Source organism: Terriglobia bacterium (genome assembly GCA_020072645.1).
Taxonomy (GTDB): domain Bacteria; phylum Acidobacteriota; class Terriglobia; order Terriglobales; family Acidobacteriaceae; genus Angelobacter.
This window is the reverse complement of sequence record JAIQGK010000030.1, coordinates 13359-38004: the sequence shown is the minus strand read 5'-3', so window position 1 is coordinate 38004 and position 24646 is coordinate 13359. Positions and strand designations below refer to the sequence as shown.

Below are 24646 nucleotides of genomic sequence, written 5' to 3'. Positions count from 1 at the left end.
GAACCGCAGCTTCTCTTCCATAACACTGCTCTTTCTCCATGGCATGCGCTCCTTTTTACTCGCGCCTGCTTCTTGGTTGCAGTGTCAGATATGTGCCCGGTCTGTTCTGTCAGGGATGTGCCCGGTCTGTACCCAGCCAGAGACCCACCCCCCATAGCACTTTTGCTGAAAACAAAGACCAAAGTGCCATTCGACCGAGCGGTGACCGAACGGTCGAAAGCCTTCGTTCCCGTTTTTCAGCGGTCAAATCCGGCCCAATTTTCAGCCATTTTTCTCATTTCAACTGTCCGGTCGGCAGAGGGTTGCAACGCTTTACCAAGTACTAAATACCAAGAACCAAGTACCGGTTTCCCGCTAACTGCTTTGGTTGTCAAAGACCGTCCACTGCACAACTTTTCCGCTCTGGAGCGAATTTCTAAATTTACCATTTGTTCGCCTTCATGTCAAGACGAAAATAGTGCTGACTGGTGGAAGAGCGGCCCTTCAGGGCCGCGAAAAAGATGGTTAGAGAAACTCTACCTTGCGCCGCAGGCCCGAGAGCGGAGCGCGTCACTCCCAGTCTCTGCGCCGATCTGAACGCTCTGAAAAGCGACGCTCCTCATATTCCTCTTGATCCAAGATTTGTTGCTCGTCTTCCCACCAAAGCAGTGAGAGGATAGTTCGTCCTCGCAACATGATTGAATCCTCTTTAATCCAATAACGATCAGCCCTCGGGTGATTGATCCACTCGCTGCATCTAACATCTTGAGGACTTTCGCGGCTAGTACCCAATTGAAGGTCATACGCAACCGTATTCTTCCCGGGTCTTTCAACAGGCCAGAACTTCCCTTTGACTTCAGAGTTAGCCACGAACCACGCTTTGCCTTCATCAGTGTTGCAGACGAGCATTGACGGCATCCAGCCGTGCTCGACGAGCCGGATTGCGGTAGCAGTGAGACTCATCTGAAATTGGGATGCGAGATCGCTCACTGTGTTAAAAGTTATTGGTAGGCCACGCGCCAGCGGCCTAAACATCGGCGCCGGAAGTAGCAGATCGCTTGAGAACCTGTTAGCCCGGGTTTCAGGATTATTTGCTGACCATTCTCGCGTAAAGCTCTTATCTTCACATTGAAAGGCGACCTGGCCGCGATCACGCATCCAATGCCCAAGCTCGTGGCCTGCAGAAAACCGCTGACGCTCCCGTGTCGCAAGCGAATTCACGGTAATTATCGCGCGCTCCTTGTAGCCAAGGATTCGTGCCTCGCAACCATGCAGTGGTTTGTACCTGATTGTTGCCCCGCAATACTCAGCTATAGCCTCTATATCTAGATCTACTGGTTCGCGGATGCCTAGGTCCGCAAGGATTTGTGCCGCAGTCTGAGGCAACACAGTCATTCCGATTGCTTCCCTTCGTTGTCAAACACACCAAGCTCGCCGAGCTCTTCCAAAGCGCTTTGGATATCATCATCTGTGAGGCTCTCAAAGTCGCGATGTTGCACGGTCAGCATTGCTTGCATTTGCGGCTTAGACGCCAGAATCGCAAGGAACTGACTGCGCCGGCCCTCCGGCGTGGGTGAGAACACGAATTGCTTCCGTTGGGCTCCGGTGCGCGACTTGTAAGTTTGCCGTGCTGCGTTTAGTTTGCGCTGCTCAAAACGCTTGATCCCGGCTAACAGAGAAGTTTTTACCTCTTGAGCGACCGCTTTGAGGTTTTCCCCGGAAGCCTGTGATTCTTCAATGACCTCTTCATCGGTTGCTGTCTCTATAGAATCAACCAATGCTTCAAGGATGGCATCGAGTTCCGTCCTCGGATCCCGACGATCATTGGACATAAGGTATTCCTTTCCGCCAGCGTGCTTTTGTTGTTCGGCGGATCTTTTTTACGGCAGCATCAAATTCTTTTCTGCTGATCTCCAGCTTGGCCATAATCTCTGGCCCCTTCATGCCGGTCTTCAGACCCACTATGACCAGTGAGGCGACAACATCCTCCGGGAACATTTCCTCAATCTCCAAGACTAGTTGCTGCGTTCTCGAAGTAACCTCACTTTGCAGTAATGCCTCTTCGGGATCCGGGCACCTATCAGCCGCGGTATCCACGGCTGTCGGGACCTCCTCTCCCTGTTCATCTACCGTAATGAGATCTGAGGCAAGTCGGGGCGGCTGTTCAAGGGCCCCTTTCCGTTTCCAGTTGCTTGCAATACTCCGCATTGCACCTATAAGCAGCCTCACAAGGTCCACCCGTGAGGGACGCCACTTCCTGTTTCCTTGCAGGAGGGAAATCACTGCCTCCTGAAGCAAATCTGCCCCGCCGGTTCCCCAGACGTAAGATCGTATGCGAAAGGCCAACGCCTCCGCTACGGCTTTCAGCCTGGCGCTGTCCGCCTCAGTCAAGGACTGTACGGCGCTCCAGACTTCTTCCGGGGTTGCAATCCGTTCATCGGTCGGCCCCTTGGCTCGATGGTAGCCAGGATCGTCTGCCATTTTAGATCCTCAAGCGCTAGCTCCTGATTACCTCTGCTCAATTGAATAGGTTTTCGGACACGATTTTGGGAAAAAACTACACTTTTTTTGTCCAACTCGCCATCAGGATGAGCATAGGTAATTGCGTGGCGAAAAATCTACGACCAAGAGGGTTTCTAAATGTTACACGAAATGCCGCACGATGATCATGGTCCTGTGTCCAGCCATCCGGCACAGGTGACAGTCACAGTGGATGGAAAAGAACTGAAGGTTCAAGCTGGCACCTACACCGTTTCTGACTTCAAACGACTTGTCGGGGTGGACGCCTCTAGGGAATTGGACGAGATCATCCATGGCGAATTCAAACCGCTCGATGACAACGCCAAAATCACCATTGAGAAGCATGAGAAATTTGTGAGCCACGTCCGGACCGGGAGCTCATCTTAATGGTTGCTGCTGAACATCTGCGGGAACTGGCGGAGTTGTGCGGCGGCGCTCAAGAGATGCCGGAAGGTGGAAGAACTTATATTTACCTGAATTGTGTGCAGGTGGCTGGGGGGACTCAGCTACCTGCCCTCCTTTGCATTCAAGAGCATTCTGGCTACTCCACACGGCTATTTCTGCCACAGGTGATACCAGGGCGGGGCGCGAACTGGTCTACTCACTATATTCTCGGCAAAAACTGGTACAGCTGGTCATGGCAGGGCGTTTCGGCCAACCTTCGACCTGCGGAGATGCTTGCGGCACATTTGAGGCCGCTGCGATGAAAATCAAGTTCAAAATCCAACGGGAGCTGTTGAAATCCGCAATGGCGAATCTCAGACGCCGTCACGTTTTTGCCGCCGAACGTGTGGGGTTTTTCTTGTGCCGGCCGTCGCATCTTCCGGAGGACGGTCTGCTTATACTCGCACAAGGATTCCATGCCGTCGCGGATGAAGATTACCTCAATGACCCCAAAGCCGGTGCAACCATGGGATCGCATGCAATTCGCAAAGCCTTGGAGGCCGCATACAACCAGGGCGCGTCAATGTTCCATGTGCATATCCATGAACACCGCGGAAAACCAGGGTTTAGCAGCATTGATAGTCGGGAAACAGCCCGCTTTGTGCCGGATTTTTGGAACGTGCAGCCCGCTTTACCTCATGGCGCAATTGTACTAAGCCAAGACTCCGCTTTTGGAAAATGCTGGATGCCAGACAAGGTAGATCCAACTGACATTTCCGAGTTCATCTCCGTCGGGGTTCCAATGAGGCGCCTATGAGCGACAAGCTATCTCGGCTTATACGGCTGGACCGGCAAAGTTTTTTGGGCCCAGAAAGCGCAGACATTTTGGAGGCGTGCCATGCTGCTATTGTTGGGCTAGGCGGTGGAGGGTCTCACATAAACCAGCAGCTTGCTCACGTAGGCGTTGGAAATGCCGCGATTTTTGATCCTGACAAAGTTGAAGAGACCAACCTCAATCGCCTGATCGGAGCCACTGAAGAAGACGTGGCAGTTGAACGCTCCAAAGTTTTTGTCGCTGAACGCTTAACCCGCGGGGTCAATCCCTGGATACATGTTGTAAGTTACAAAGACAAGTGGCAGGCCCACGCTGACGAACTGAAGGAGTGCGACATTATTTTCGGTTGTGTGGACAGCTTTACCGAGCGCGAGCAGTTAGAGACGCTTGCCCGCCGGCATTTGATTCCTTATATCGACCTGGGAATGGATGTGCATCCTGTTGGCGATGCCTTTTCTATTGGTGGCCAAGTAGCTATTTCACTGCCTGGTGGCTCATGCCTCCGCTGTGTGGGCATTATCACGGATCAACGGTTGCAGCAGGAAGCTCAACGCTACAATGCCGCGGGCGGAAAGCCGCAGGTTGTGTGGCCTAACGGGCTGCTTGCTTCAGCGGCTGTGGGCATGTTTATGAAATTGGTTACGCCGTGGGAAAAGGAAATCAAATTTCCGATCTTGCTGGAGTATGACGGCGATGCACAAACACTCACGCCAAGCAACAAACTCAAGTATCTGAGTGGGCATTGCACCCATTTTGAAGGCCTGCATAATGTGGGTGATCCATTTTTTCAATTTCAAAACGCTGGCTCCTACAGCAAACCTTAAATCCAGAATCAGCGCGCTCCGCTCTGCTGCGCGCGGGCCTGCGGCGCAAGGAAAGACCTTTTTCTTGATCCTTTTCGCGGCCCTGAAGGGCCGCTCTTTCACCCCACACCGCGCCAACGCTACTCGCCGCTCTCCACGTCCCAGCCATCCTTCTTCATCTCAGTACGCAGCCAGCGTTGCAGGCTGGTGCGAAGCGATGGAGGGATTTCACTGAACTGGATCCCGTATTGCCCGCTTTTGTTGGCCCAGGTAATGCGTCCGGGAAGTTCTACTGGAACTTGATTGTTGCTGCCGGGAATCGTGAAGACGAGCGCTACCGGAGCACCGGATTTCAGCGGCTTCTCCGTACGAATTCCAGCTCCGCCGGCGCTGATGTTAAGCAAGACGGCGTCAAATTGTTCGCTCGCATATTTCATTTCGATAGGGAGCTCGAGTTGAGCACGGTAATAACGCTGCTGGCTAAGGCTCAGGCTGCCGGAAGAATCTTCCAGGCCAGCCTCGCGGTAAATCTTGAGCTTGCGAATCAATGTGCGCCGTGAAATGCCAAGGGCTTCCGCGGCCCTTCCCTGGTTGCCACCGCTATCTTCCAGGGCATGCAGGATGGCGCGTTTTTCCACCTGATCCAGATCGGAATCTGTGGGGGCAGGGCGGCGGCGTGAACTGACTGAATCAGGGAAACGCAGGTCTGCAGCGGTGATTTCAGATTGTGCGTCGTGGGCCTGCAAGACGGCCCCAAAGACCACGTTTTTGAGTTCGCGCACGTTGCCCGGCCACGCATAGCTGGTGAGCGCGTCCACCGCGTCGCGGCTGAAGCGGGATTCCGGATAGTGCTGGTGTAACACCTGTTCGGCAATTCCCACTATGTCTTCCGGACGCTCACGCAGCGGCGGAACTTCAAGTTTGAACTGGGCCAGCCGGTGATAGAGATCGCTGCGGAAGCGTCCGGCTTTTACCAGGTCTTCAAGATGCTGGTTGGTGGCCGCCACGACACGCACATCAACGCTGACTTTCTTGTTGCCGCCCAGGCGGTAGTAAGGCACGCCATCGAGCACGCGCAAGAGCTTTACCTGGATCTTTAAATCCAAGTCGCCGATTTCATCGAGGAAGAGAGTTCCCTTGTTGGCCATCTCGAACAAGCCGGGCTTCATGGCATCCGCGCCGCTAAAGGCCCCTTTTTCATATCCAAAAAGTTCGCTCTCAACCAGGTTTTCCGGGATGGCGGCGCAGTTAACATCCACCAGCGGCTGGTTGCAGCGCAGGGAATGCGTGTGGATGGTGCGCGCAACCATCTCTTTGCCCGAGCCGGTCTCACCCACAATGAGCACGGCAGCGGGATGGCGAGCCACTTTTTCCGCAAGCTTCATCACGCGCTGCAGAGAGGCGCTTTGAATGACCAATTCGGAGTCGTCCGCGGAAGGTACGCCGCGCGGTGCGCTCTCGTCGTGGGACGTGTTAGTCAAAGGAAGGCCGACTGTGGATAAGGTATTGGAGTTTTGCGATTTTAATAGTGCAGCAATGCCGTTTTACACGCAACAGTTAATTCCGGCCACAACTGTGCCGCAAAATAAAGCCTCCACCCCGGGCCAAAAGCTTCTGCTGTACAGCTTTGGCAAATGGGCATAGACTTTCCAGTTTTATGAAATTCAATTCGAGGGTATCTATGCTTTGGAAACGAGTCTTATCGTGTATTGTCCTGATGGGAATGACCGCCGGTGCGCAAACCGGCAGCGCTCCGACGAAAAAACCTTTATCGCCGGCTGCCGCGGCTTCCGTACAAAAGAACGAAAACGCTGAAAAGACAGTCCCGCGGCCAAAGTCTTTTGACCTGAATGCCATGGACAAGAGCGTTGACCCATGCCAGGACTTCTATCAGTATGCGTGCGGCAACTGGCGCAAGAATAATCCCATCCCCCCTGACCAGGCGCGCTGGGGCCGCTTCAACGAACTGCTCGACTACAATCGCCAGTTCCTGCACGACATCCTGCAGAAGGATTCCGCCAACAATCCCAAGCGTACGCCCGTGCAGCAGAAAATTGGCGACATGTATGAATCCTGCATGGATGAAACCACAGTCAACAAAAACGGCAGCGCTCCGTTAAAGCCGGAATTTGACCGGATCGCCGCCATCACCAATCAAGACCAGTTGGTTGAAACCATTGCTTATCTTCATTCTATGGGCGTGCAGGCGTTGTTTGGCTTTGGCGCCGCACCTGATCTGCACAATGCCAGCATGGAGATTGCCAACGTGTCCCAGGGCGGGCTCGGCCTTCCTGATCGCGATTACTACTCCGATACCGACGCCAAATCCCAGGAAACACGGGAAAAATATCTGGAGCACGTGGCCAAGATGTTTGTACTGCTGGGCGATGATGAAGCGGCGGCAAAAAAAGAGGCCCAGGCCGTTATGGACATCGAAACCAAACTGGCCGACGCCGCTCTAAAGCGCGTGCAGATGCGCGATCCTAAGAACCGCGACCACAAAATGAAGGTCACGGAACTTGAGACGCTTGCCCCTAATTTCAAGTTCAACCGTTTCTTTGCCTCAAGCGGCGCGCCAAGCTTCACTGAAGTCAATGTGGTGCCGCCGGACTTCTTCCAGAAAATCAGTCCTGTTGTGGAATCAATTCCGATTGCGGACTGGAAGACTTATCTGCGCTGGCATACGGTAAGAGCGGCCGCGCCGACATTGTCTGATCCATTTGTCCGCGAGAACTTTGCCTTCTATGGGCAATACCTGAACGGTCAAAAAGAATTGCAGCCGCGCTGGAAACGTTGCGTCCAGATGACTGACGGACTGCTGGGTGAAGCGCTGGGCCAGCCCTATGTTGCGGAAACTTTCGGCCCCGACGGCAAACAGCGCATGTTGAAAATGGTGAACGCGCTGGAAGAATCGCTGGGCCAGGATATTCAAGGCCTGGACTGGATGACGCCGGAAACCAAGAAGCAAGCGCTGGTAAAACTGCACGCCATTACCAACAAAATTGGCTATCCGGACACATGGCGCGACTATAGCTCCGTGAAGATTGTGCGCGGTGATTTGGTCGGCAACGTTCAGAGAGCACGAGCATTTGAAATCAAACGCAACCTCAATAAGATCGGCAAGCCGCTGGATAAGAAAGAGTGGGGCATGACTCCTCCCACGGTGAACGCCTATTACAGCGCCGCGAACAATGACATCAACTTCCCGGCCGGCATTTTGCAGCCGCCATTCTTCGATAAAGACGCGGATGACGCCGTGAATTTTGGCGGCATTGGCGTGGTGATTGGCCATGAACTTACGCACGGCTTTGACGACCAGGGCAGCAAGTTCGATGCGGAAGGCAACCTTAAAAACTGGTGGACACAGGCGGACCGCGACGAGTTCGACAAGCGCACCGGCTGCATTGCCGATGAATACAGCTCGTTTGTCGCGGTGGATGATGTCCATCTCAACGGCCGGTTGACGCTGGGTGAAAACACGGCTGACAACGGCGGGCTGCGCATCGCGCTGGCAGCACTGCATAAAGACATGGAGATGAATCCCAAAGTAGCGATGACTAAGGACGGATTCACGGCAGAGCAACGTTTCTTTGTAGGCTTTGCCCAGGTCTGGTGCCAGAACGCCACGCCAGAAAGCTCGCGGCTGCTGGCCAGGACCGATCCGCATTCCCCAGGCCAGTACCGCACAAATGGCACTCTGCAAAACAGTCCGGACTTTGCCAAAGCATTTGGCTGCAAAGCCGGCCAGAAAATGGTCAGTGCTAACGCCTGCCACGTTTGGTAAGGCTTAATTCATCCTGAATAACACTGCCGCATCTTTTCAGGATGCGGCAGTCTTTTGTCTCGATCATGTGCGCGATTGCTGAGCGATGATTGCGCTACATCGCGCGCAACGCCGGAGCCACGGGACGTCGGGCCGCGCGAAGCGATGGGAAGAATCCGCCAAGGATTCCCATAACAAGAGCAAAAAGCAATCCCAATCCCAGCAGAAACGGGGTTATGCGAAAGGCAAAGGCCAGATGAGAGAAGGTCTGCCAGTTCATTGCGCCGGTCGTCAATCCATTCAATGGCAGCACTGCTACGGCGCCCAGCAATCCGCCCACGAGCGAAATGAGCAGCGCTTCAATCATGAAAGAGAAAACCACGCTGCCTGCGCCAAAGCCCAGCGCGCGCAGAGTGGCAATCTCACGGGATCGCTCGGCCACGGCGGAATACATGGTATTCAAAGCTCCAAACACCGCGCCAATTCCCATCACAACGGCAACGATCCCACCAAGGACGACGATAAGCGTGGTCAAAGTCCGTGATTGTTTGGCGTAATACTCAATCTCCGGGCTTACGTCGACCGTGAGTCTGGGATCGGCAGTGGCTGCGTCTTTGAATTGCTGCAGAGAGCTTGGCGAATCCAGATGCACGGTGAGCGATTGATAGATATTTTCCGGGCGGTGATAAATCTGGTTGAGCACATGGGCGTCGCACCACACTTCAGAATCAAATGCAGAACCGCCTGCGTCAAATACTCCAACTACGCGCCAGGTTCCACCGCCAAATTTTACTGAATCGCCCATGCTGAGCCCGGCGTAAGTTTTATCCACGTTCCGTCCAACGACCAACTCAGCCAGGCCCGGCTGATAAAAACGGCCTTCCAGCATTTTGATCTTGCTGCGGACTTCCAACGCACGGGGCGAGACGCCGCGCACCTGCACATTGGCATCCGTTCCAGTCGACCGCAAAGGAAATGGCGCGATCACGACCACCTCCGGCGTCACCAGCGGACTGCCGTTCGCGTGGGCCACGCCGGGAAAGTCTTCCATGATCTTGATTTGGTCAAGAGAAATGCTGCTGTCCATCTCTGATGTCGAGCCCGCGCGCCGCACCATCGCATTGTCACTGGAGCCGGAAGAAACCAGAGTCGCCTTGAAACCAAATGCCAGTGACAACATGGCAATGAAAACGCCAACAGTTCCGGCGATACCCAGCACGGCGACCACGGCGGAAGTCCAGCGTTCTTTTACGCTGCGCAAGTTGTAAACAACAGGAATCGCCATGTCATACCCTCCGTAGTGCGTCAACCACGCGCAGCCGCATTGCGCCAATCGCAGGAATCACGCCACTGGCCGCGCCCACTGCCAGAGTGACTCCCAATCCTGCGAGGATTGCCTTGCCGGGCAGGAAGAAAAAAGGTAGCAACCCGCGCGTGGGATCGCCGCCCAGAGTGAAAAGTTTGGCAAGACCAAGACCCAGAGCGCCGCCAATCATCGCGATCAGCAGCGATTCAAATAGCACGAAGAGCAGGACAAATCGATCTGAATAACCCACGGCCTTCAGCACGGCAAGCTCGCCAGTCCGCTCACGTACAGCGATAGCCATGGTGTTCCCAGTCACCAGTAAGAGTGTGAAAAAGACCACGCCGCCGATCGCCATGATCAAGAATTGAATATTGCCAAACTGTTTTACCCATCCTGCGGCAAAGGCTTTCTCGGTATCCGTGTGAGTCTCAAAGGGTGAGTTGGCAAATTCAGTATCAATGGCCTTGGAGATGCGCAATGAGTCATCCGGATGGTCAACCTTTACCGTGTACCAGCCCACGTGGCCTTTGTACTGGGCAGGGACCTGTTCCTCGAACCGTTTCCATTGGAACCAGAACTGGGTTTCGTCATCCGCCTGTCGCGTGCCGTGATAAATCCCATCGAGGTTGAATTCCCACACGCCCCCAAGAAAAGTTCCCTTGATGGGAATGCGATCGCCAACTTTCCAGCCAAATCTCTTGGCAGTGGCCGCGCCCGCGATTGCTCCCTGGCGGTCTTTCACATAGTTCTGCCACTGGTCTTCTGGAATATCGAACTCAGGAAACACCTTGCGCCAATTATCGACATCCATCGCAAACTGGGGAAAGAAATTCCGTTCATCCTGATATACGCCGCCGAACCAATTGGCGTACGTGAGCTCCTTCACGCCCGGGATTCTCCTGATCTTGTCCGCATATGCCAGCGGCAGCGGCTGGATAATGGACGTGCGGTTGATGACGACCAGGCGATCGGCCCCGGCAATATCAACGCCGCCGCTGAAAGCCACCCGAACCACAGCGAGCACGCCAAAGAGGAACAGTGCCACCGCGAACGATCCAATCGTAAGGATGAAGCGAATCTTTTTGCGAAACAAATTAGCGCGAATCAGGCCCAGGAATTTCATCGCACACCTCCACTGGAAACCGTCTGCAGCCGGTCGGCTTCCACCAGCACGCCTTTTTCCAGGTGCAACGTCACGTCAGCCCGCGCGGCCACGACTGGGTCGTGCGTCACCATCAGCACGGTCTTCTTGTATTCCTTCACCAGCCGAAGAATCAATTCCATGATCTCGTCCGCGCTCTTGCGGTCAAGATCGCCTGTGGGCTCGTCGCAAAGCAGGAACGTGGGATCGGAAACAATGGCGCGCGCAATGGTCACGCGCTGCTCCTGGCCGCCGGAAAGCTGGCGCGGATAGTGGTGAATGCGATCACTGAGGCCAACCACTCCCAGGGCTGTTTCCACATGCTGACGACGTTGCGTCTTGGAAAGACTCGTCAACAACAGTGGCAGTTCGACGTTCTGAAAAGCAGTGAGCACGGGAATGAGGTTGTACATCTGGAAAACAAATCCCACGTGGCGCGCGCGCCATTGAGTCAGCCGGCTGCGCGACATGTGGGTGATTTCGTCTCCGGCAACCGTGATGCTGCCCGCCGAAGGCACATCCAGGCCGCCCAGAAGGTTCAGCAGAGTGGTCTTGCCTGAGCCGCTGGGGCCCATGAACGCAATAAACTCGCCGGCTTCCACGTCAAGATTCAAGGCTTGCAACACTTGTATCTGCTCGCCGCCGCGGGAATAAGTCTTGCTTAGACCGCGCGCACTAATCAGGCTGTTTGAGCGTCCGCTTCCGTCAACACGCACCATTGCCAAGTCCCTCCTGCTGCTTGCTTATTGTTTCACTTCCACCGCTTGCCCTTCATGCAATGTATCCGCGCCTTTCACCACCAGTTTGTCACCCGGCGCAAGGCCAGCAAGGATCTCTATGTCGCTGCCTCGCTCCGCGCCCAGGCTCACGGCACGCCGCTCCAATTTCTGGTCGCGAACAAGGTAGACAATCTGCTTTCCTCCATCGTTGCGCACAGCGGACTTGGGCACCAGCGCCCGCGCTTCACTGCCCGCGTTTTTTCCTGGCGCTGGAGCGGCGCTCAGGAACGCCACCTTCACGCCCATGTCGGGCAGAATGGTGTCATCAAGCTTGTCAAACGCGATGCGTACCTTCACCGTGGCTTTCTGCCTGTCTGCCGTTGGAATCACCGTGCGAACTTTGGCAGGAAGTTCTCGATCGGGATAAGCATCCAGCGTTGCGCTCACCCGCTGTCCCTGCTGCACTCGCGCAATGTACGATTCATTGACGTCCACTTCAATTTCAAGCGAATTCATGTCCACCAGCGTGGCGATTCCGGTCCGCGTGAATCCTCCGCCCGCAGAGATGGGAGATACGACTTCACCGCGCTGCGCATCCTTAGAAACCACAATGCCGTCAAATGGCGCACGCACAATGCAGTTGTCCGCATCCTCTTTGGCCACGCCGATGCGCGAATCCGCGGCGCGTACCTGCTCCTTGGTAAGCGCAATCTTGGAGTGCAAACTCTCCGCCGTAGTTTTGGCCGCGTCGAGCGCCTGTGGACTGATGACTCCGGCGGTGTGCAAGCCCTGCGCGCGCATTGCTTCGCGGTCCGCATTGGCGGACTGCACCTCAAGATCAGCCAGCGCCGCAGCCGTGGCGTCTCGGTCCGATTTGGCGGACGTTAGCGCGGCATTCGGCTGCGAACAATCAAGAGTCGCCAGCACCTGGCCGGATTTCACGTGCAGACCTTCTTCCGCATAAATCTGCTCCACACGTCCGGTGACTTTTGCGGCAACGGTGGCGCGACGCCGGGGCGTAATGTAGCCACTGGCATTGAGCAGCGCCTCAGCTTTGGCTCCGGTTGCCGGCCGGGCTGTGGCCACTTCAACGACGGGCTTTTGCGACCGGAACGCCAGCAGCAGGCTTCCCAGTAACAAAACTACGCCCACAGCCGCGGCAAACAATCCCAGCCGCTTGCCGGTCTTGGAGCCGCGGCGCGAATGGTCATCAATGCGTAGCGAGCTGAGATCATGCTGAGGAGGCATCGAGCTACTCATATTGGGGCGTAATAATCCTTATTTTGGTTGCGCCGTATCCAACTGGCGACTGGGAACCCGGAAGCGGCAAATCGACCTCTGCTCCGGTCGCGCCGAAAACAGAACCGCGCAACCCTTGCACGGTGATTGCAGCCATCACTTGTCGTTTGAGTAATGATAACGTATTCGCCGCTGGCGATGCTTATCGGTTTTTTCTGAGATCACGCAAAAGCTTTTTCCGGTGTTTGCTCAAGTCGCGGCCATCACGCTCAGAGGGATATGGCTGCGATTCTCCCTTGAGCCCTTTCCATAGCACCGTGTTGAAACTTTCTGAATCCAGCTTGTCTTCCCCGGTAAAGTCAAAGCCTTTTGTTTTGCCAGCCCAGTAAGCAGCATTGTGACCACTTTCAACTACGTCGTGCCCACTGTCAGCTGTTGCAGCGGGGAGCGGAAGTTTGGTCGACCTTAAGACTGCTGGCACTCGGGCTTTGTAATTCCATGTGGCGTGCCGCGTGGAGAAGACCTCAGACATGGGCGGCTGCAAGGCGTCATTCAGCCCCAGCGGCTTGATGCCCAGCACTTCTTCCATCGTCCGCAGCAAAGTAACAGTGTTGAAGCGTTTTGAAATAAGCGCGCGCTGCTTCACATATGGTCCCGCGATCAAAGCCAGACTGCGGTGCGCATCCACGTGGTCCGGGCCATTCTGCGCGTCATCTTCGATGACGAAAATCAGCGTGTCTTGGGCGTACTTGCTGCGCGCCACTTTTTCCACCAGCAAACCCACGGCGTAATCATTGTCGGCAATCTCCGTCTCAACGGTGTTGACTCCGTCTACTGCTTCGTCAAACGAGCCGAGATGGTCATGGGGGAGCCGCACCAATTCCAGGTTCGGCAGATTATCGTGCGCGACGTATCCATTGAACTCGCGTTCCCATTCTTTGAAGCGCCAATAGTCCGGAAAGCGCTGATCAAAGCCGCGGAAGTAGGGATCGGTGACTTGCTGCAAATCCGCTTTGGTCGCAGTGGCAACGCGTGTGCCGCTGGCTGCCGGATCGTGCAGCAGCGGAATTGGCGGATCATCGCCGGGAATGTGATTGTAGTGACTCAGGTCGATAAAGAAACCATAGTTGCGAACGCTGAGCCCAGACCGCAGAGCTCCGTCCCACAGATAGCCTGCGCCGCTCTCATCTTCAGGGCCGTCTGGCGCCGCCACATCAGCGTGGCCGGGCATCTGGTTTTCGGCATCGACAAGCTTTTCCGTATTGCGGTCATGCGGCGAATCGAGCCCGACATTGATATTGCGATTCATTCCTTCCACGTCATACGTCATGCCGCGGAAAGCGTAATAAACGGGGATGGTCCGTTCCACTTCGTCCGTGGTGCGCGCCGCCGTACTCCAGTTCCAGCCCACGCCGCTGACTTCGCCGCTGTCATAAAAATTATCGAGCGTAACAAAGCGCCGCGCCAGTTCGTGATGATTTGGCGTCATGGCCTCGGGAAACAGCGTAAGTGAAGGATCGCCATTACCTTTTTCCAGATCGCCCAGGACCTGGTCATAACTACGGTTCTCTTTCACGATGTAAATCACGTGCTTGATATGTTGGCGCAGGAATGCGAAAAGCTGGCGGCCTTTGGGATCATCTGCCGGCGCGGCGAAGTGATTGTTGCGGGCGACCTGCTGCGTGAGCGCACGCAGTTCCGCCGCGTCAGGCCGCGGAACTGTAGCAAAGCCGCCTTTTTCCAGTTGCAGAATATATTGACCGGCGGCAGCACACGGACTGTTGTTGGAAACAGTGGTAAGTGTCTTGCGACACCCCTTCGGATTCGGTCCCGGCATGGACTTGCCATTGACGATGTAAAGCATTGCTCCGTTCTTGCTCACGCTGACCGAAGTTGGATACCAGGCCGTGGGGATCAGGCCGACCACGCGGCTGTCATCGGCGTCTTTATCTAAAGCGATCACCGCCACGGAGTTCATGCCGCCATTTGTCACATAGAGCATCTTCTCGTCAGGAGAGAGAGCCAGGCTGTTGGGATTGCTGCCCTTAAAGCCGGTACGATTCGCAAAGAGACCGGCGGGCGCCGTGGTCTTAATTTCCGCCACGATCTTATCTTTTGCCGTATCCACGATGACAACTGAATCGCTATTGTCAGCCGCGGCAAACAGCAGCGTACCTGCGCGATTCACGATCAGCTTTCCCGGCTGGCCATGCGTTTTGATTCTTGCGCTGACGGTGAGCGTTGGCTTCAGTGAAAGCGCAATAATCTCGCGATCACGCAGGCTGGAGACATAGGCTTTATCGTCGGCGAGAAAAACTATGCCGAACGGATATTCGCCTCCGGCCACACCCTTTTGCGCCGGATTGATTTTCCCCGGTCGCAGGTCAAGTTCATCGATCACCTGTTTCCTTTCCAGGTCGATGAGGGAGACGGAATCATTTTGATGATTGGCGACAAGCAAACGCTTGCCGTCTGGACTCACGGCAACGCCGGCAACCATTGGATCGGGCGGCGTGACTTTCGTTTCCGAGCGATCAGCCACTCCCAGACCTGTCTTGTGGCCCAGCGCTATCGGTTTTTCCGTCTCGCTCCAGTGGTCGCTTTCCTGCGAGAAGATATGCACATTGTCGTCTTTGCCGCCGCCAACATAAAAACGCGAGCCATTGGGCGCCCACGCCAGCCCCACGTATGCGTTAGGGACACGCAACGCTCGCCGTTGCACCGGTTTTGGCTGACGAACATCGAAGACAAAAACATACTCGCTGGTCTGCGCCGGAATCGCTTTGCCCTTCGCATCATTGTTGCGGTTATAGCCGCTGGTGAGAATCAACAGCGTGCCGCCATCCGGGCTAACGGCGGTTGATATCGGATGGTCCACCGTGAAGTCAGGAAGATCGGGCAAGCCGGGGTTCAGAGGCTGCAGCGTTGATCCGCGCGCTGCCAGCGGCGTGATGCTCATGCCGGTGGGCAACTCTTCTGCTGCCGGCATATGTTTCTTCTGTTCAGCGCTAACAGCCGGAGAAAGTAACGCCACGCAGACACTCATCGCACAAAACCAATGTATGAGAGCAGAGGGAATGCGTGAGCAGCCGCTTTTCACAATTAGCGCTCCTGGCCCGCAGGTTGCGCAAGGCCACTGACTCTTGCGGCGGGCGCTTTGCCCAGCGTGCTATTGAGCAGGGCCGCCAACCTTAGTCCGGCAAGCGCCAGCTTCTGATTTACAAGTTCGATGTTTGCCTGAAAGTAAGCGTCATCGATGGCGGCAGGCTTTGCTTCCATGATGTGCCTGGCCTGGACATGCGATTCATTGGCCCAATCCACCGGCGTTCCTGCTGCCTGATTTTCCAGGTGTTTTTGCGCGATCAACGTGTTCAGCCGCCCAACATATTCTTCTTCTGAATAGCCGGTGTGTTCCAGCAGAAGCGTGTCCCAGGCCCAATGCAGATTGCAATCATAATCGCCGCACTTGGGCGAGCCGAAGACCGCGAGCTTAATGTCATTGCCGCCGCGAGCTTCGTCAATGGCATGCAACGGCTGATGGAGGTCGCCCACAAAGTGGACGAGCCACTTGAGTGCCTCCAGACGGTCGGCCCGAGAGGCTCTTTCATCGCCCAAGGTCTGTTGAAACATTTCGATCCGGTCCACCACGCAGTTGTGATGGTCAGTGAGCGCATCCTTATGTTTGTCCTGCGGACGAAAGCAGTCACGCTCCTCGGAAAAACCTGGAGCGTCTTTCGGAATATCGACAAAGTGCCAATCGTAGCTTTCGTCTCGCTCTTTTCTTACTGAATCGGCCCAGCTTGCGATAGAAGCCAGCGAGTCAGAGCCCAGAAGAAGCTGGAGATTCTGTTTGGTGGCAGGCGTAAGACGAGATGCCGCGATATCGGCAACTATGGCATGGCCTTTGGGTCCCCAGGCAAGAAGTTGGACCGGAAGAAGCGCCAGCAGGACAATAGCGATGATTTTTTTCACGAAGCCTCGGGTCATAAAAACGCGGCAGCCGAAGCTGCCGCGCAAGTTGTGATAGATTTGCCGCAAGCTAGAACCTAATCTTCGCTCCAATCTGGACCTGACGGGGCGAGTAGACGAAGTTGCTATTGGTATTTGTGGTTGAACCGAACAGTGGATTGAAAGTGTTATCCACGTTGAAGTTCAGACAGGGAGCTGCGGCGCTGCAGGTTACGTTTCCGTTGGCCGTAGCAACCGTACCAGTTGAGACAAAATAGGCAGTTGTATTCACGCCAGATACGTTCTGTTTGTTGGCGATGTTGAAGAAATCGGTCAACAACTCAACGTCGTATCTTTCCGTGAACTTGAAGTGCTTGGAGAGACGGACATCGGCGATCCAATTGATTGGCTGACTGAATGTATTGCGACCAATGTCGATACGGTTGGTGCCGCCGGAGCCGTTGATACCGGTTGAGGTCAAGGGGTTGGCTGCGGATGGATTCGGGGAGTTGCCGCTCACAAATGCCGAGTAAGGCAATCCGCTCTGGATCTGATAGATGGGGGAGAAGCTCCAGCCCTCAACCAGATACTTTGCCCAGCCAGTAGCCTTCCACGGAGACTCCATGACCGTGGTGAGCGTGAAGCGGCTCGGTACATTGTAAATCGAGTTGCCGTATTCGCCGTTCAGGTTGAAAGGATTCAGCAACGAGTTGGTGGCGGTAAACGTCTGGCCATTTACGCCATTATCCAGAGCATGTGACCAAGTGTAGTTAGCATAGAACTGGATGTGGTGATTCATCCGGTGCTTCAGCTCAACTGCCAGGGCCTGGTAGTTGCTGATAACGCCACTAAAGATGTCCGTGGTCGCGCCAAAGTTCGCATTCGGACGGGCCCCGGTGAACAGAGGCGTTGTGAAGGTACCTGCGGCTCCGAGCGGTCCACCGTTGAGTACGCGGTAGGTGACGGAGGCGGTTGGCCGATTTAGGTTTGTGTCTACGAAGCTTGGCAGTTGACGGCCAAAGCTACCGAGGTAGCTCACAGATAGCGAAGTACCCCAGCCTAGATTCTGCTCAATGGCGAAATCAGACTGGCGAATCTGCGGCATCTGGAAGTTCGGATCGAAGAATACGATGTTCGGCTTCACAGCGGTGGTTGGCGCCGCTCCCACGATTCTCGGGAAATTCGGCGATCCGGCTGCGCCCGGCAGGAATGTGAATGACAACTGGCCATTCAGCGATCCCGTATTGATGAGCGCATTAAAGATCGTGGAATTGATTACGCGGGCGTAATAAACGCCATAGCCGCCACGGACCACTGTTTTGCCGTTTCCAAACACATCAAACGCGAATCCGGCACGAGGTCCCCAATTGTTGTTGTCTGAAGGAAGCGACTGAGTCGCTGCGAACTTCGTGTTCACGAAGTTGCTGAACGTATCAGGCAGCTGTTCCTTTTCCCAACGAAGCCCCAAAGAGACGCTCAAGCGTGACGTTACTTTCCAGTCGTCCTGAGCGAAGAAGGAGTAGTCATTGGTATTGAACTCAAGACCCAATGGGCCGAACGCCTGGTTGTATGAGGAGTAGCACTGTTTACCTGCGCAACCATTGGTCACATTCAGATCCGTGAGGTAATTGACGAGGTTGGAATAGCTGTACTGACCGAATTGCTGGAACAGGTTCTGGGAGTTATCCGTGACATGGCTGAAATCAAGACCAAATTTCAGATTGTGCCGGCCATGGGTCCAGTTCACCGTGTCAGCAATCTGCATGCGTGATTCATCCGGGAAGTTGGGACGCAGCAGGAAGTTCGGTGTGCCAAAGGTAAACCCGTTGGTGATGGAAACCTGCGGCGGCAATCCTAACGGATTGGTGAAAGTAGGTGTATTCAGCAGGTTGCTCTGCTCATAAGGAGTTGCCGGCTGGTTGTTTTCAAATTCGAAGTCACGGCCATATTGGAAACGCGCTTCGTTGTTGATGGTGCTTGAAATCATCGTATCCAGTTTGGCGACGCCCCAGGTGTCCTTCACGAAGTCATTGCCGAAGCTGGCAATGCCAAATGTGTTGGTGGCCTGTGTCTGAATGCCGGCGGGCGACTCCCAGCGCATACGGTTCAAAGAGAACGATGCATGATTTTTCTGGCCGATCTGCCAATCAATCTTAGGATAGATGATGTACTGTTCGCCATCGCGAGACACCGGGCCGAGCATGGTGTTCAGGCCAGCCAAGCCGTTGTTGTACACACCCAGGGCCTGGGTAAGCTGGGCCTGAGTCGGCGCGGTGGTGATGTGGTTCAAGTTCTTCGCCAGTTGAATGACGTTGGCCGATGCCGCGTGCACTCCGTCACTACCATCAAACTGCTGCGCAAAGAACGCGCCAGGGTTACTGGCAACTGCCGTGCCGGGGAAGTTCCGGTCATACCAGTCAAAGGTCAGTGAGTAAAAAACCTTGTCCTTAATGGCCGGGCCGCCAACTTGGCCGGCTACGCGCTTGCGCCAATCGGTGGGCTTGAAAGGCTGCTGGGTGAAGTTGCCGGGCGAGGTCTGGACCGCAATCTTGGTGAACTCATTGCTGGCTCCCCAAACATTGTCACGGTCAAACAGGTCAACTTCGCCATGCAGACTGTTGGTGCCGCTCTTGGTAACGGTATTGATCACGCCACCGGCGGAACGGCCATATTCAGATGAATAGTTGGAAGTGTTGACCTGAAATTCGTCCACGGCAAGCTGCGGTGTGGAATAGCCCGCGCGGGTACGGCCGCGCTCTTCCGAGAAGAAGGCCTGGTTGTTATCGGCGCCGTCCACCGTGTTGTTGTTGAGCAGCGTGCTCATACCACGGAAGCTAAGCAGACCGAAGCCGCTGGAATCGCTGACTACGCCCGGCGTCAGAATCGCGAAACTCGACCAGCGCCCGCCGTTAATCGGCAGGTTGGCAATTGCCGTCTGGTTAAACGTTGGAGCGAACTCCGGGGAAGTGGTATTGATCTGCGGCGCTTCTGCGCTTACGTCCACCGTCTCCGTGCTGCTGCCAATGGCCATGTGGGGCGAGAGTTCAGTCACGCTTCCAACTTGCACGATGACTTGCTCAGACTTAAATGACGCGAAGCCCTGCTGGCTGACTGTGACGGTGTATGTGCCGGGCTGCAGTTTGGTGACCCGGAAGAAGCCCGAGCCATCCGTTGTGATCGTTGTTTCGGCGTTTGTGCCATTGTTGCGCACAACGATCTTCGCGTTTGCGACCACAGCTCCGTTGGTGTCGTAAACCGTTCCACCGATGGCGCCATCAGTAGTGGACTGGGCGTAGAGCAGCGCGCCGCAGGTTGCGGCGAACAGCGCTACTGTGAGCAGCCGTTGAATTGAACTCCAAAAGCGTGACATCATTCTCTCTCTCCTGTGAAGGACTTCAGCATGGCGGGACCCGGTAGAATCTAGGGCACCCATAATAGTCATCAATGGGTTAAATGCAACCTAGAAATTTGGTTTTACCGCGTATTTGCAGCTTAATCGTAGCGTACGATTGTTGCCGGGAGATGAACGAAACACAAAAAGTTTGTGGAACTCCTGTGGATAGCTGTGCAAAAGAGAGACTCACTCCCACACATCTATGAAATATGGGAATTTCAGGGCATTTTCAGGTGAAAAATCGCTTATTGCGCCCTTCTGCTGATGTAGGCTACCTTCATGAGGAAAGTCCAACCCAAGGATGGGGTGCCTCCGTTGACCTGGACCGAGACTTTTAATTGCGACATCTGCGGCAAGCAAAAAAGCACGGTAGACCACTGGTGGCTCGCATGGAGCGAGCCGTTTAGCCCTCATGCCGAGGCGCCGGAACGCCAGATGCTAAAAATCTATCCCTGGGAAAATATGCTGGCGCATGACTCCACGGCGAAACATCTTTGCGGCCAGGCATGTCTGCAGAAACTGGTGGACCGCTGGCTGAATGTGGAATTGGGATCCGCCCATGCCGCCGCCTCACACCCGGGAAAATAACCGCTCACAGGTTTTGGTTCGACCAGGACAGCAGACCGCAGAAGGGCATCGTGTCTTTTTGTGGCAGAAGTAAAGTGTTAATCGGCTTGGCGGATGCCGGACCCTGTCTGGCACGTTTCAGTGCAGTGCTTGTTTCTGCAGCAGACCAGCAGTGCGGAAACGGAGTGCTTGAAAATGAGTTGTTCCTGCGTTTTGGTTTCAAGCACAATGGAATATTTATCAAACGAACGAACGCTTCCTGAAACCTGCGCGCCGTTCAGCAACTGGACGGTAATGTGCTTCCCGCCCGCAAGAGCCACGTTGAGAAACGATTCCTGAACGTTAATCACTGACATGATTCCACCGTTGCCCCATATCTCTTGTGACAGTGGCATCGCGTGCCCCAGCCAGAGCCTTTGGCGAGGCGCGCTACTGATGGTGCTCAAAATAGTGCTGAAATTGTTATAAGTCCAATATATAATTGGACTGAGATTAATAGGCACTGACTATGGAAGTCCACCAGCTACGCTATTTTTGCGCGGTTTCTGAAACCGGGAGTTTCACGCGCGCCGCCGAAAGAGAACAAGTCGCCCAGCCGTCATTGTCGCAGCAGATCATGAAGCTGGAGGAAGAACTCGGCGTTCGCCTGTTTGACCGCCTGGGCCGTACCGTCCGGCTCACGGGGTTTGGGCAGGTATTTCTTCCCCGTGCCCGTGCCATTTTAGGAGAACTCAAGGCCGCCAAGGACGAAGTCGCGGAACGGCAATCGGCTGTTGCTGGGCCAGTAAGCATTGGCGTGATCCCCACCATCGCCCCATATTTCCTGCCATTGCCGCTCGCGCTGTTTTCCCGGAAATATCCTGAGGCTTCCATCAACGTGGTTGAAGACGTCACCGCGCGCCTGATGGACCGGCTGCGCGCCGGCCAGATTGACCTGGCCATCCTGGCCATGCCTTTGCGCGGCCATGACCTGGAAACTTTCAACCTGCGCACCGAGCGGCTGTTTGCCATCATGCCGCGGGCGCACCGGCTGGCTAAAAAACGCAAGATCCTGCTCAAGGAATTGCGCGATCAGCCTTTTCTTCTGCTGCGGGAAGACCACTGCTTTCGCGACACGGCGATTGAAGTCTGCAAGCGTGCGCGCGTGGTGCCGAAAGTGGTGTTTGAAAGCGGACAGTTCAGCAGCATTCTTGCGATGGTCGGGGCAGGGCTGGGCATTTCTATTGTTCCTGAAATGGCGATTGAGGAGCGGACTGATTGTTCCTACGTTGCCGTGGCTGATGATCGCGCTTCACGCACCATTGGTGTAGTCACGCTCAAAGGCCGCTACCTGAGCCGCGTGCAACAGGCTTTTCTTGCGCATTTACACACGTTACCCAAAAAAGACAATTAGCGGAATTCTGAATTGCGTTTGTGCAGTAGCGCGCCTGGGTGCGCTGCGGTTAGCATTTCAGGCGTGAGCAACTTTCAGATTCTGTTTGACGACGCTGAAGCTTCTCGAATCGAACATCCCGCCTTTGCGCCTTACGGAAAGCTGGGCTTCCCTGCCGCACATGAAGAGCGTCCGTGGACTTACGCCAATTTTGTTCAATCGATTGACGGCGTAGCTTCGTTCAAAGGGCCGCACGCCGCCGGATCGGATATATCACAGTCGGCGGAAGACCGCTGGCTGATGGACCTGCTGCGCGCCCACGCTGACGCCATTATCACCGGCATCCATACGCTGGTGGAAGAGACACTGAGCGCGCCGAAGCTGAACGAAGGCCGCGGCCCTGTATATCGCATTGAAGACGAATCCCTGCGTGACCTGCGCAGCAAGCTTGGCCGGAAGCGCGAGAAGGTGATTTTTGTCACGGCTTCCGGCGGCGTTGATCCGCGCGCCTATCGCGTATTTGATGGCGACCAGATGGACGCGATGATTCTTACCACGAAGGCCGGAGCGGCACGGCTGCAAGGACGGATCGGCCAGGAGCGCCTAATCATTGCTGGCCAGGACAAGACGATCGACCTGCCTGCGGCAATGCGCATGTTGCGGAGAGAGATGAGCATTGAGCATCTGCTTTGCGAAGGCGGTCCTACGCTCTATGGAAGCATGGCGCGAGCAGGACTGATAGACGAAAAGTTTGTAACGGTTTCACCGGTCGAGATCGGCTTGCTTGTGCCGCCGGAACAGGACATTACACCGGCGGGGACGGGCACTCAGCTCAATGTGCGGCCGACAACGTTTATGTTTCCTGGCTTCACCAAGGAGACAGCTCCATGGTGGTTCTGGATGAGTTGCCGCCGCGTGGGCGACCACCAGTTCAATCGCTATCGGAGAAAAGCAGGTCTTACCACAGATTTACACGGATAACACGGATCTGAAGACGCGGGATCGGAACGAGCCAGACACGGGATTCACCAAATTCAGGGTTCAATCTGGGAATTCTGCTGTTGGCTTTCTTAAAAAAGTCGGTCGGGCAGGCCGAACCGAAAGCTGTTTTGGCGCATCGAATCTAGCGTAGCTGCTGATTGTAGATGGATGGCCTTATGGAGACGTTGGGTAAAAAATCATTTTGGGGCGCAATGGTTTTTGTCGCTGTGTTCGTTACATCGATCGTGGTTCTGCTGGCGGATAACGCCATGGCCCGCTGAACAGCTACTTTCTGCCTGCTGCCTCCACGCTGCGCGTTGGATCAGCGCCTTTCCAGGTAACATCCGCCGTTGGGCCATAACTTGAAGGTACTGGTTTACCCAGAAGCCGCAGATAGACGCTTAGCTGAGTGCGATGGTGCGTGGTATGCAAGACGCGCCGCCAGAAGACCCATATGCGCTCCCGCTGCACGTCAAAAAACGGCACCACCTCAAGCCACCATCTCTGATCACGGCCTGCCATCCGCATCAGCCGAGGCGTGCACAGCTCCTGATTGCGCCGCCAAAATCCTTCAGGCGTGAGATCTTGAGGCAGAAGCGCGGCCGCTTCCGGCTCGCCGCCAAGGCCGATGAATTCGGCAAAAAATCGCCGCTCTGAAAGTAGCTGGTGCTTCATGATTTCCAGCACCGTGGACGACTTCTCCGCCGACTTGAAGGGCATGTCTTCCCTGCCGAACTGCCGCCACAGGCTCACAACTTTATTTGTCTCGCTGGCGTAGGTATCGAGCAAGTGCTGGAAGATCGGGTCTGTGGCGCGCGGTATCTGCGCTTCAGGAATCGCCGTGTATTCATATTGCATGGGCATGATGACTGCCTTCTGGTTTGACTCTAAACTCCTGCTGCTAAATGCCTGCGATTAAATTTTACGCTCCCGCCACCTTCGCTGTTGTGGTAGCAGACGCTCCTGGTTTTACGATTGCCGCGGCAATGAGACCGGCAAAGACAAATCCCATGGCCACCGTGCAGACATAAGCCAGCGTGTAGTTGCCGGGAAAGCCATACCAATTCCAATATGAAATGTTGGTGCTGATGCCGGCCAGAATGCCTGCGATTGTAATAAACCGCCAGCGCGCGGCAAAGCTCACAAGGCTGGTCTGGCCGAGCAACATCACCGCCAGCAGAACTTGAAGGATGTTGGTTCCAAGCTCAACACCCAGCGCCTTCCCAAAAGAGAACTGGAGTGACGGATGATACGCCAGCAGGCCTGAAGGCCCGGTTTCCACCTTGTGCATGCGCGCTTCCATGGCTGCGCCCTGTTGCGCACGCGTAGCATTCTCAGGAAGGCCAAGACCGGGAAGGAGATAAAGCCCGTTCTCGGGCATATTGGCCTTCATGGAACTTAGAACGGCTTGTTCATTAGGGATTTCTTTTATGCCGGCCTTGCCTAGCGGCAATACGTCATGCGCCACGTACGACCAGAAGAAGAAGGCCAAGCCTCCGAGTACGCCCGCCAGCAGCTTCTTTCCCATGGATGCCTCCTTTAATTACGCAACCCGATATTTCGGGAACCATGCTGCTACGGGAAAGCGACGGAGTCAATGGCATTGCACGGCAAGCTAGCCATTTGGGCAGGTACCAACAATATTCCGAAACTCACGGCAGAAGCCTGTAATCTAGTGGAGAGCACCATCACGAT

21 protein-coding genes are annotated in these 24646 nt (G+C 55.1%); 7 read left to right on the top strand and 14 right to left on the bottom strand.

Annotation, left to right across the window (positions count from 1 at the left end):
* Positions 1 to 549: 549 nt before the first annotated feature.
* From LAO76_26925 to LAO76_26915, 3 genes are read right to left on the bottom strand one after another with little or no spacing between them, the layout of a single operon-like run.
* Complete coding sequence (locus tag LAO76_26925; GenBank protein ID MBZ5494575.1) at positions 550 to 1374, bottom strand: ImmA/IrrE family metallo-endopeptidase; 825 nt, start codon at positions 1372 to 1374, stop codon at positions 550 to 552.
* A complete protein-coding gene (locus LAO76_26920; protein MBZ5494574.1) occupies positions 1371 to 1811 on the bottom strand; it encodes a hypothetical protein in 441 nt (146 codons plus the stop codon). The genes LAO76_26925 and LAO76_26920 overlap by 4 nt, the downstream gene beginning before the upstream one ends.
* Positions 1801 to 2460: a hypothetical protein gene (locus tag LAO76_26915; protein MBZ5494573.1), complete on the bottom strand. Its 660-nt coding sequence runs from the start codon at positions 2458 to 2460 to the stop codon at positions 1801 to 1803. The genes LAO76_26920 and LAO76_26915 overlap by 11 nt, the downstream gene beginning before the upstream one ends.
* Before the next feature lie 159 nt (positions 2461 to 2619).
* On the opposite strand from LAO76_26915, the gene LAO76_26910 reads away from it, so the two are divergent.
* The 3 genes from LAO76_26910 to LAO76_26900 all read left to right on the top strand — a co-directional run bounded on the left by LAO76_26910 (position 2620) and on the right by LAO76_26900 (position 4542).
* The gene (locus tag LAO76_26910) at positions 2620 to 2886 is read left to right on the top strand and encodes a hypothetical protein (GenBank protein MBZ5494572.1); all 267 of its coding nucleotides are present in this window, start codon (positions 2620 to 2622) and stop codon (positions 2884 to 2886) included.
* Positions 2887 to 3202: 316 nt separating this feature from the next.
* Positions 3203 to 3700, top strand: a complete 498-nt coding sequence (locus LAO76_26905; GenBank protein MBZ5494571.1) for a hypothetical protein — start codon at positions 3203 to 3205, stop codon at positions 3698 to 3700.
* Entirely contained in the window at positions 3697 to 4542 is an 846-nt protein-coding gene (locus LAO76_26900) for a ThiF family adenylyltransferase (GenBank protein MBZ5494570.1), read from the top strand. Before LAO76_26905 ends, LAO76_26900 begins: the two co-directional genes overlap by 4 nt.
* 119 nt (positions 4543 to 4661) lie before the next feature.
* Here LAO76_26900 and LAO76_26895 read toward each other — a convergent pair whose 3' ends face one another.
* Entirely contained in the window at positions 4662 to 6002 is a 1341-nt protein-coding gene (locus LAO76_26895) for a sigma 54-interacting transcriptional regulator (GenBank protein ID MBZ5494569.1), read from the bottom strand.
* Positions 6003 to 6202: 200 nt separating this feature from the next.
* Here LAO76_26895 and LAO76_26890 point away from each other — a divergent pair, with 200 nt between their 5' ends.
* Positions 6203 to 8305 carry a M13 family metallopeptidase gene (locus LAO76_26890; protein MBZ5494568.1) on the top strand — a complete coding sequence of 701 codons (2103 nt, stop codon included), beginning with the start codon at positions 6203 to 6205 and terminating at the stop codon, positions 8303 to 8305.
* A 94-nt stretch (positions 8306 to 8399) separates the two neighbouring features.
* Here LAO76_26890 and LAO76_26885 read toward each other — a convergent pair whose 3' ends face one another.
* From LAO76_26885 to LAO76_26855, 7 genes are all read right to left on the bottom strand, one after another.
* Positions 8400 to 9569 carry an ABC transporter permease gene (locus LAO76_26885; GenBank protein MBZ5494567.1) on the bottom strand — a complete coding sequence of 390 codons (1170 nt, stop codon included), beginning with the start codon at positions 9567 to 9569 and terminating at the stop codon, positions 8400 to 8402.
* A 1-nt stretch (position 9570) separates the two neighbouring features.
* Positions 9571 to 10713 carry an FtsX-like permease family protein gene (locus LAO76_26880; GenBank protein MBZ5494566.1) on the bottom strand — a complete coding sequence of 381 codons (1143 nt, stop codon included), beginning with the start codon at positions 10711 to 10713 and terminating at the stop codon, positions 9571 to 9573.
* Positions 10710 to 11450: an ABC transporter ATP-binding protein gene (locus LAO76_26875; GenBank protein MBZ5494565.1), complete on the bottom strand. Its 741-nt coding sequence runs from the start codon at positions 11448 to 11450 to the stop codon at positions 10710 to 10712. The genes LAO76_26880 and LAO76_26875 overlap by 4 nt, the downstream gene beginning before the upstream one ends.
* A 24-nt stretch (positions 11451 to 11474) precedes the next feature.
* The gene (locus tag LAO76_26870) at positions 11475 to 12698 is read right to left on the bottom strand and encodes an efflux RND transporter periplasmic adaptor subunit (GenBank protein MBZ5494564.1); all 1224 of its coding nucleotides are present in this window, start codon (positions 12696 to 12698) and stop codon (positions 11475 to 11477) included.
* Positions 12699 to 12891: 193 nt separating this feature from the next.
* Entirely contained in the window at positions 12892 to 15678 is a 2787-nt protein-coding gene (locus tag LAO76_26865; GenBank protein ID MBZ5494563.1) for a hypothetical protein, read from the bottom strand.
* Positions 15679 to 15791: 113 nt separating this feature from the next.
* On the bottom strand, positions 15792 to 16661 hold the full coding sequence (locus tag LAO76_26860; protein MBZ5494562.1) for a S1/P1 nuclease: 870 nt from the start codon (positions 16659 to 16661) through the stop codon (positions 15792 to 15794).
* A gap of 67 nt (positions 16662 to 16728) precedes the next feature.
* Positions 16729 to 20010, bottom strand: a complete 3282-nt coding sequence (locus tag LAO76_26855; GenBank protein MBZ5494561.1) for a TonB-dependent receptor — start codon at positions 20008 to 20010, stop codon at positions 16729 to 16731.
* A 300-nt stretch (positions 20011 to 20310) separates the two neighbouring features.
* On the opposite strand from LAO76_26855, the gene LAO76_26850 reads away from it, so the two are divergent.
* Positions 20311 to 20619 (top strand): hypothetical protein, encoded by a 309-nt coding sequence (locus LAO76_26850; protein MBZ5494560.1) that lies wholly within the window; start codon positions 20311 to 20313, stop codon positions 20617 to 20619.
* Between the two features lie 77 nt (positions 20620 to 20696).
* On the opposite strand, the gene hfq is transcribed toward LAO76_26850, so the two are convergent.
* The gene (hfq, locus tag LAO76_26845; GenBank protein ID MBZ5494559.1) at positions 20697 to 20993 is read right to left on the bottom strand and encodes an RNA chaperone Hfq; all 297 of its coding nucleotides are present in this window, start codon (positions 20991 to 20993) and stop codon (positions 20697 to 20699) included.
* A gap of 113 nt (positions 20994 to 21106) precedes the next feature.
* On the opposite strand from hfq, the gene LAO76_26840 reads away from it, so the two are divergent.
* Positions 21107 to 21991: a LysR family transcriptional regulator gene (locus LAO76_26840; GenBank protein MBZ5494558.1), complete on the top strand. Its 885-nt coding sequence runs from the start codon at positions 21107 to 21109 to the stop codon at positions 21989 to 21991.
* A 63-nt stretch (positions 21992 to 22054) separates the two neighbouring features.
* On the top strand, positions 22055 to 22951 hold the full coding sequence (locus tag LAO76_26835) for a dihydrofolate reductase family protein (protein ID MBZ5494557.1): 897 nt from the start codon (positions 22055 to 22057) through the stop codon (positions 22949 to 22951).
* Between the two features lie 285 nt (positions 22952 to 23236).
* On the opposite strand, the gene LAO76_26830 is transcribed toward LAO76_26835, so the two are convergent.
* Both LAO76_26830 and LAO76_26825 read right to left on the bottom strand, forming a co-directional pair.
* On the bottom strand, positions 23237 to 23815 hold the full coding sequence (locus LAO76_26830; GenBank protein MBZ5494556.1) for a DinB family protein: 579 nt from the start codon (positions 23813 to 23815) through the stop codon (positions 23237 to 23239).
* 58 nt (positions 23816 to 23873) lie between these two features.
* Entirely contained in the window at positions 23874 to 24479 is a 606-nt protein-coding gene (locus LAO76_26825; protein ID MBZ5494555.1) for a hypothetical protein, read from the bottom strand.
* Positions 24480 to 24646 lie beyond the last annotated feature (167 nt).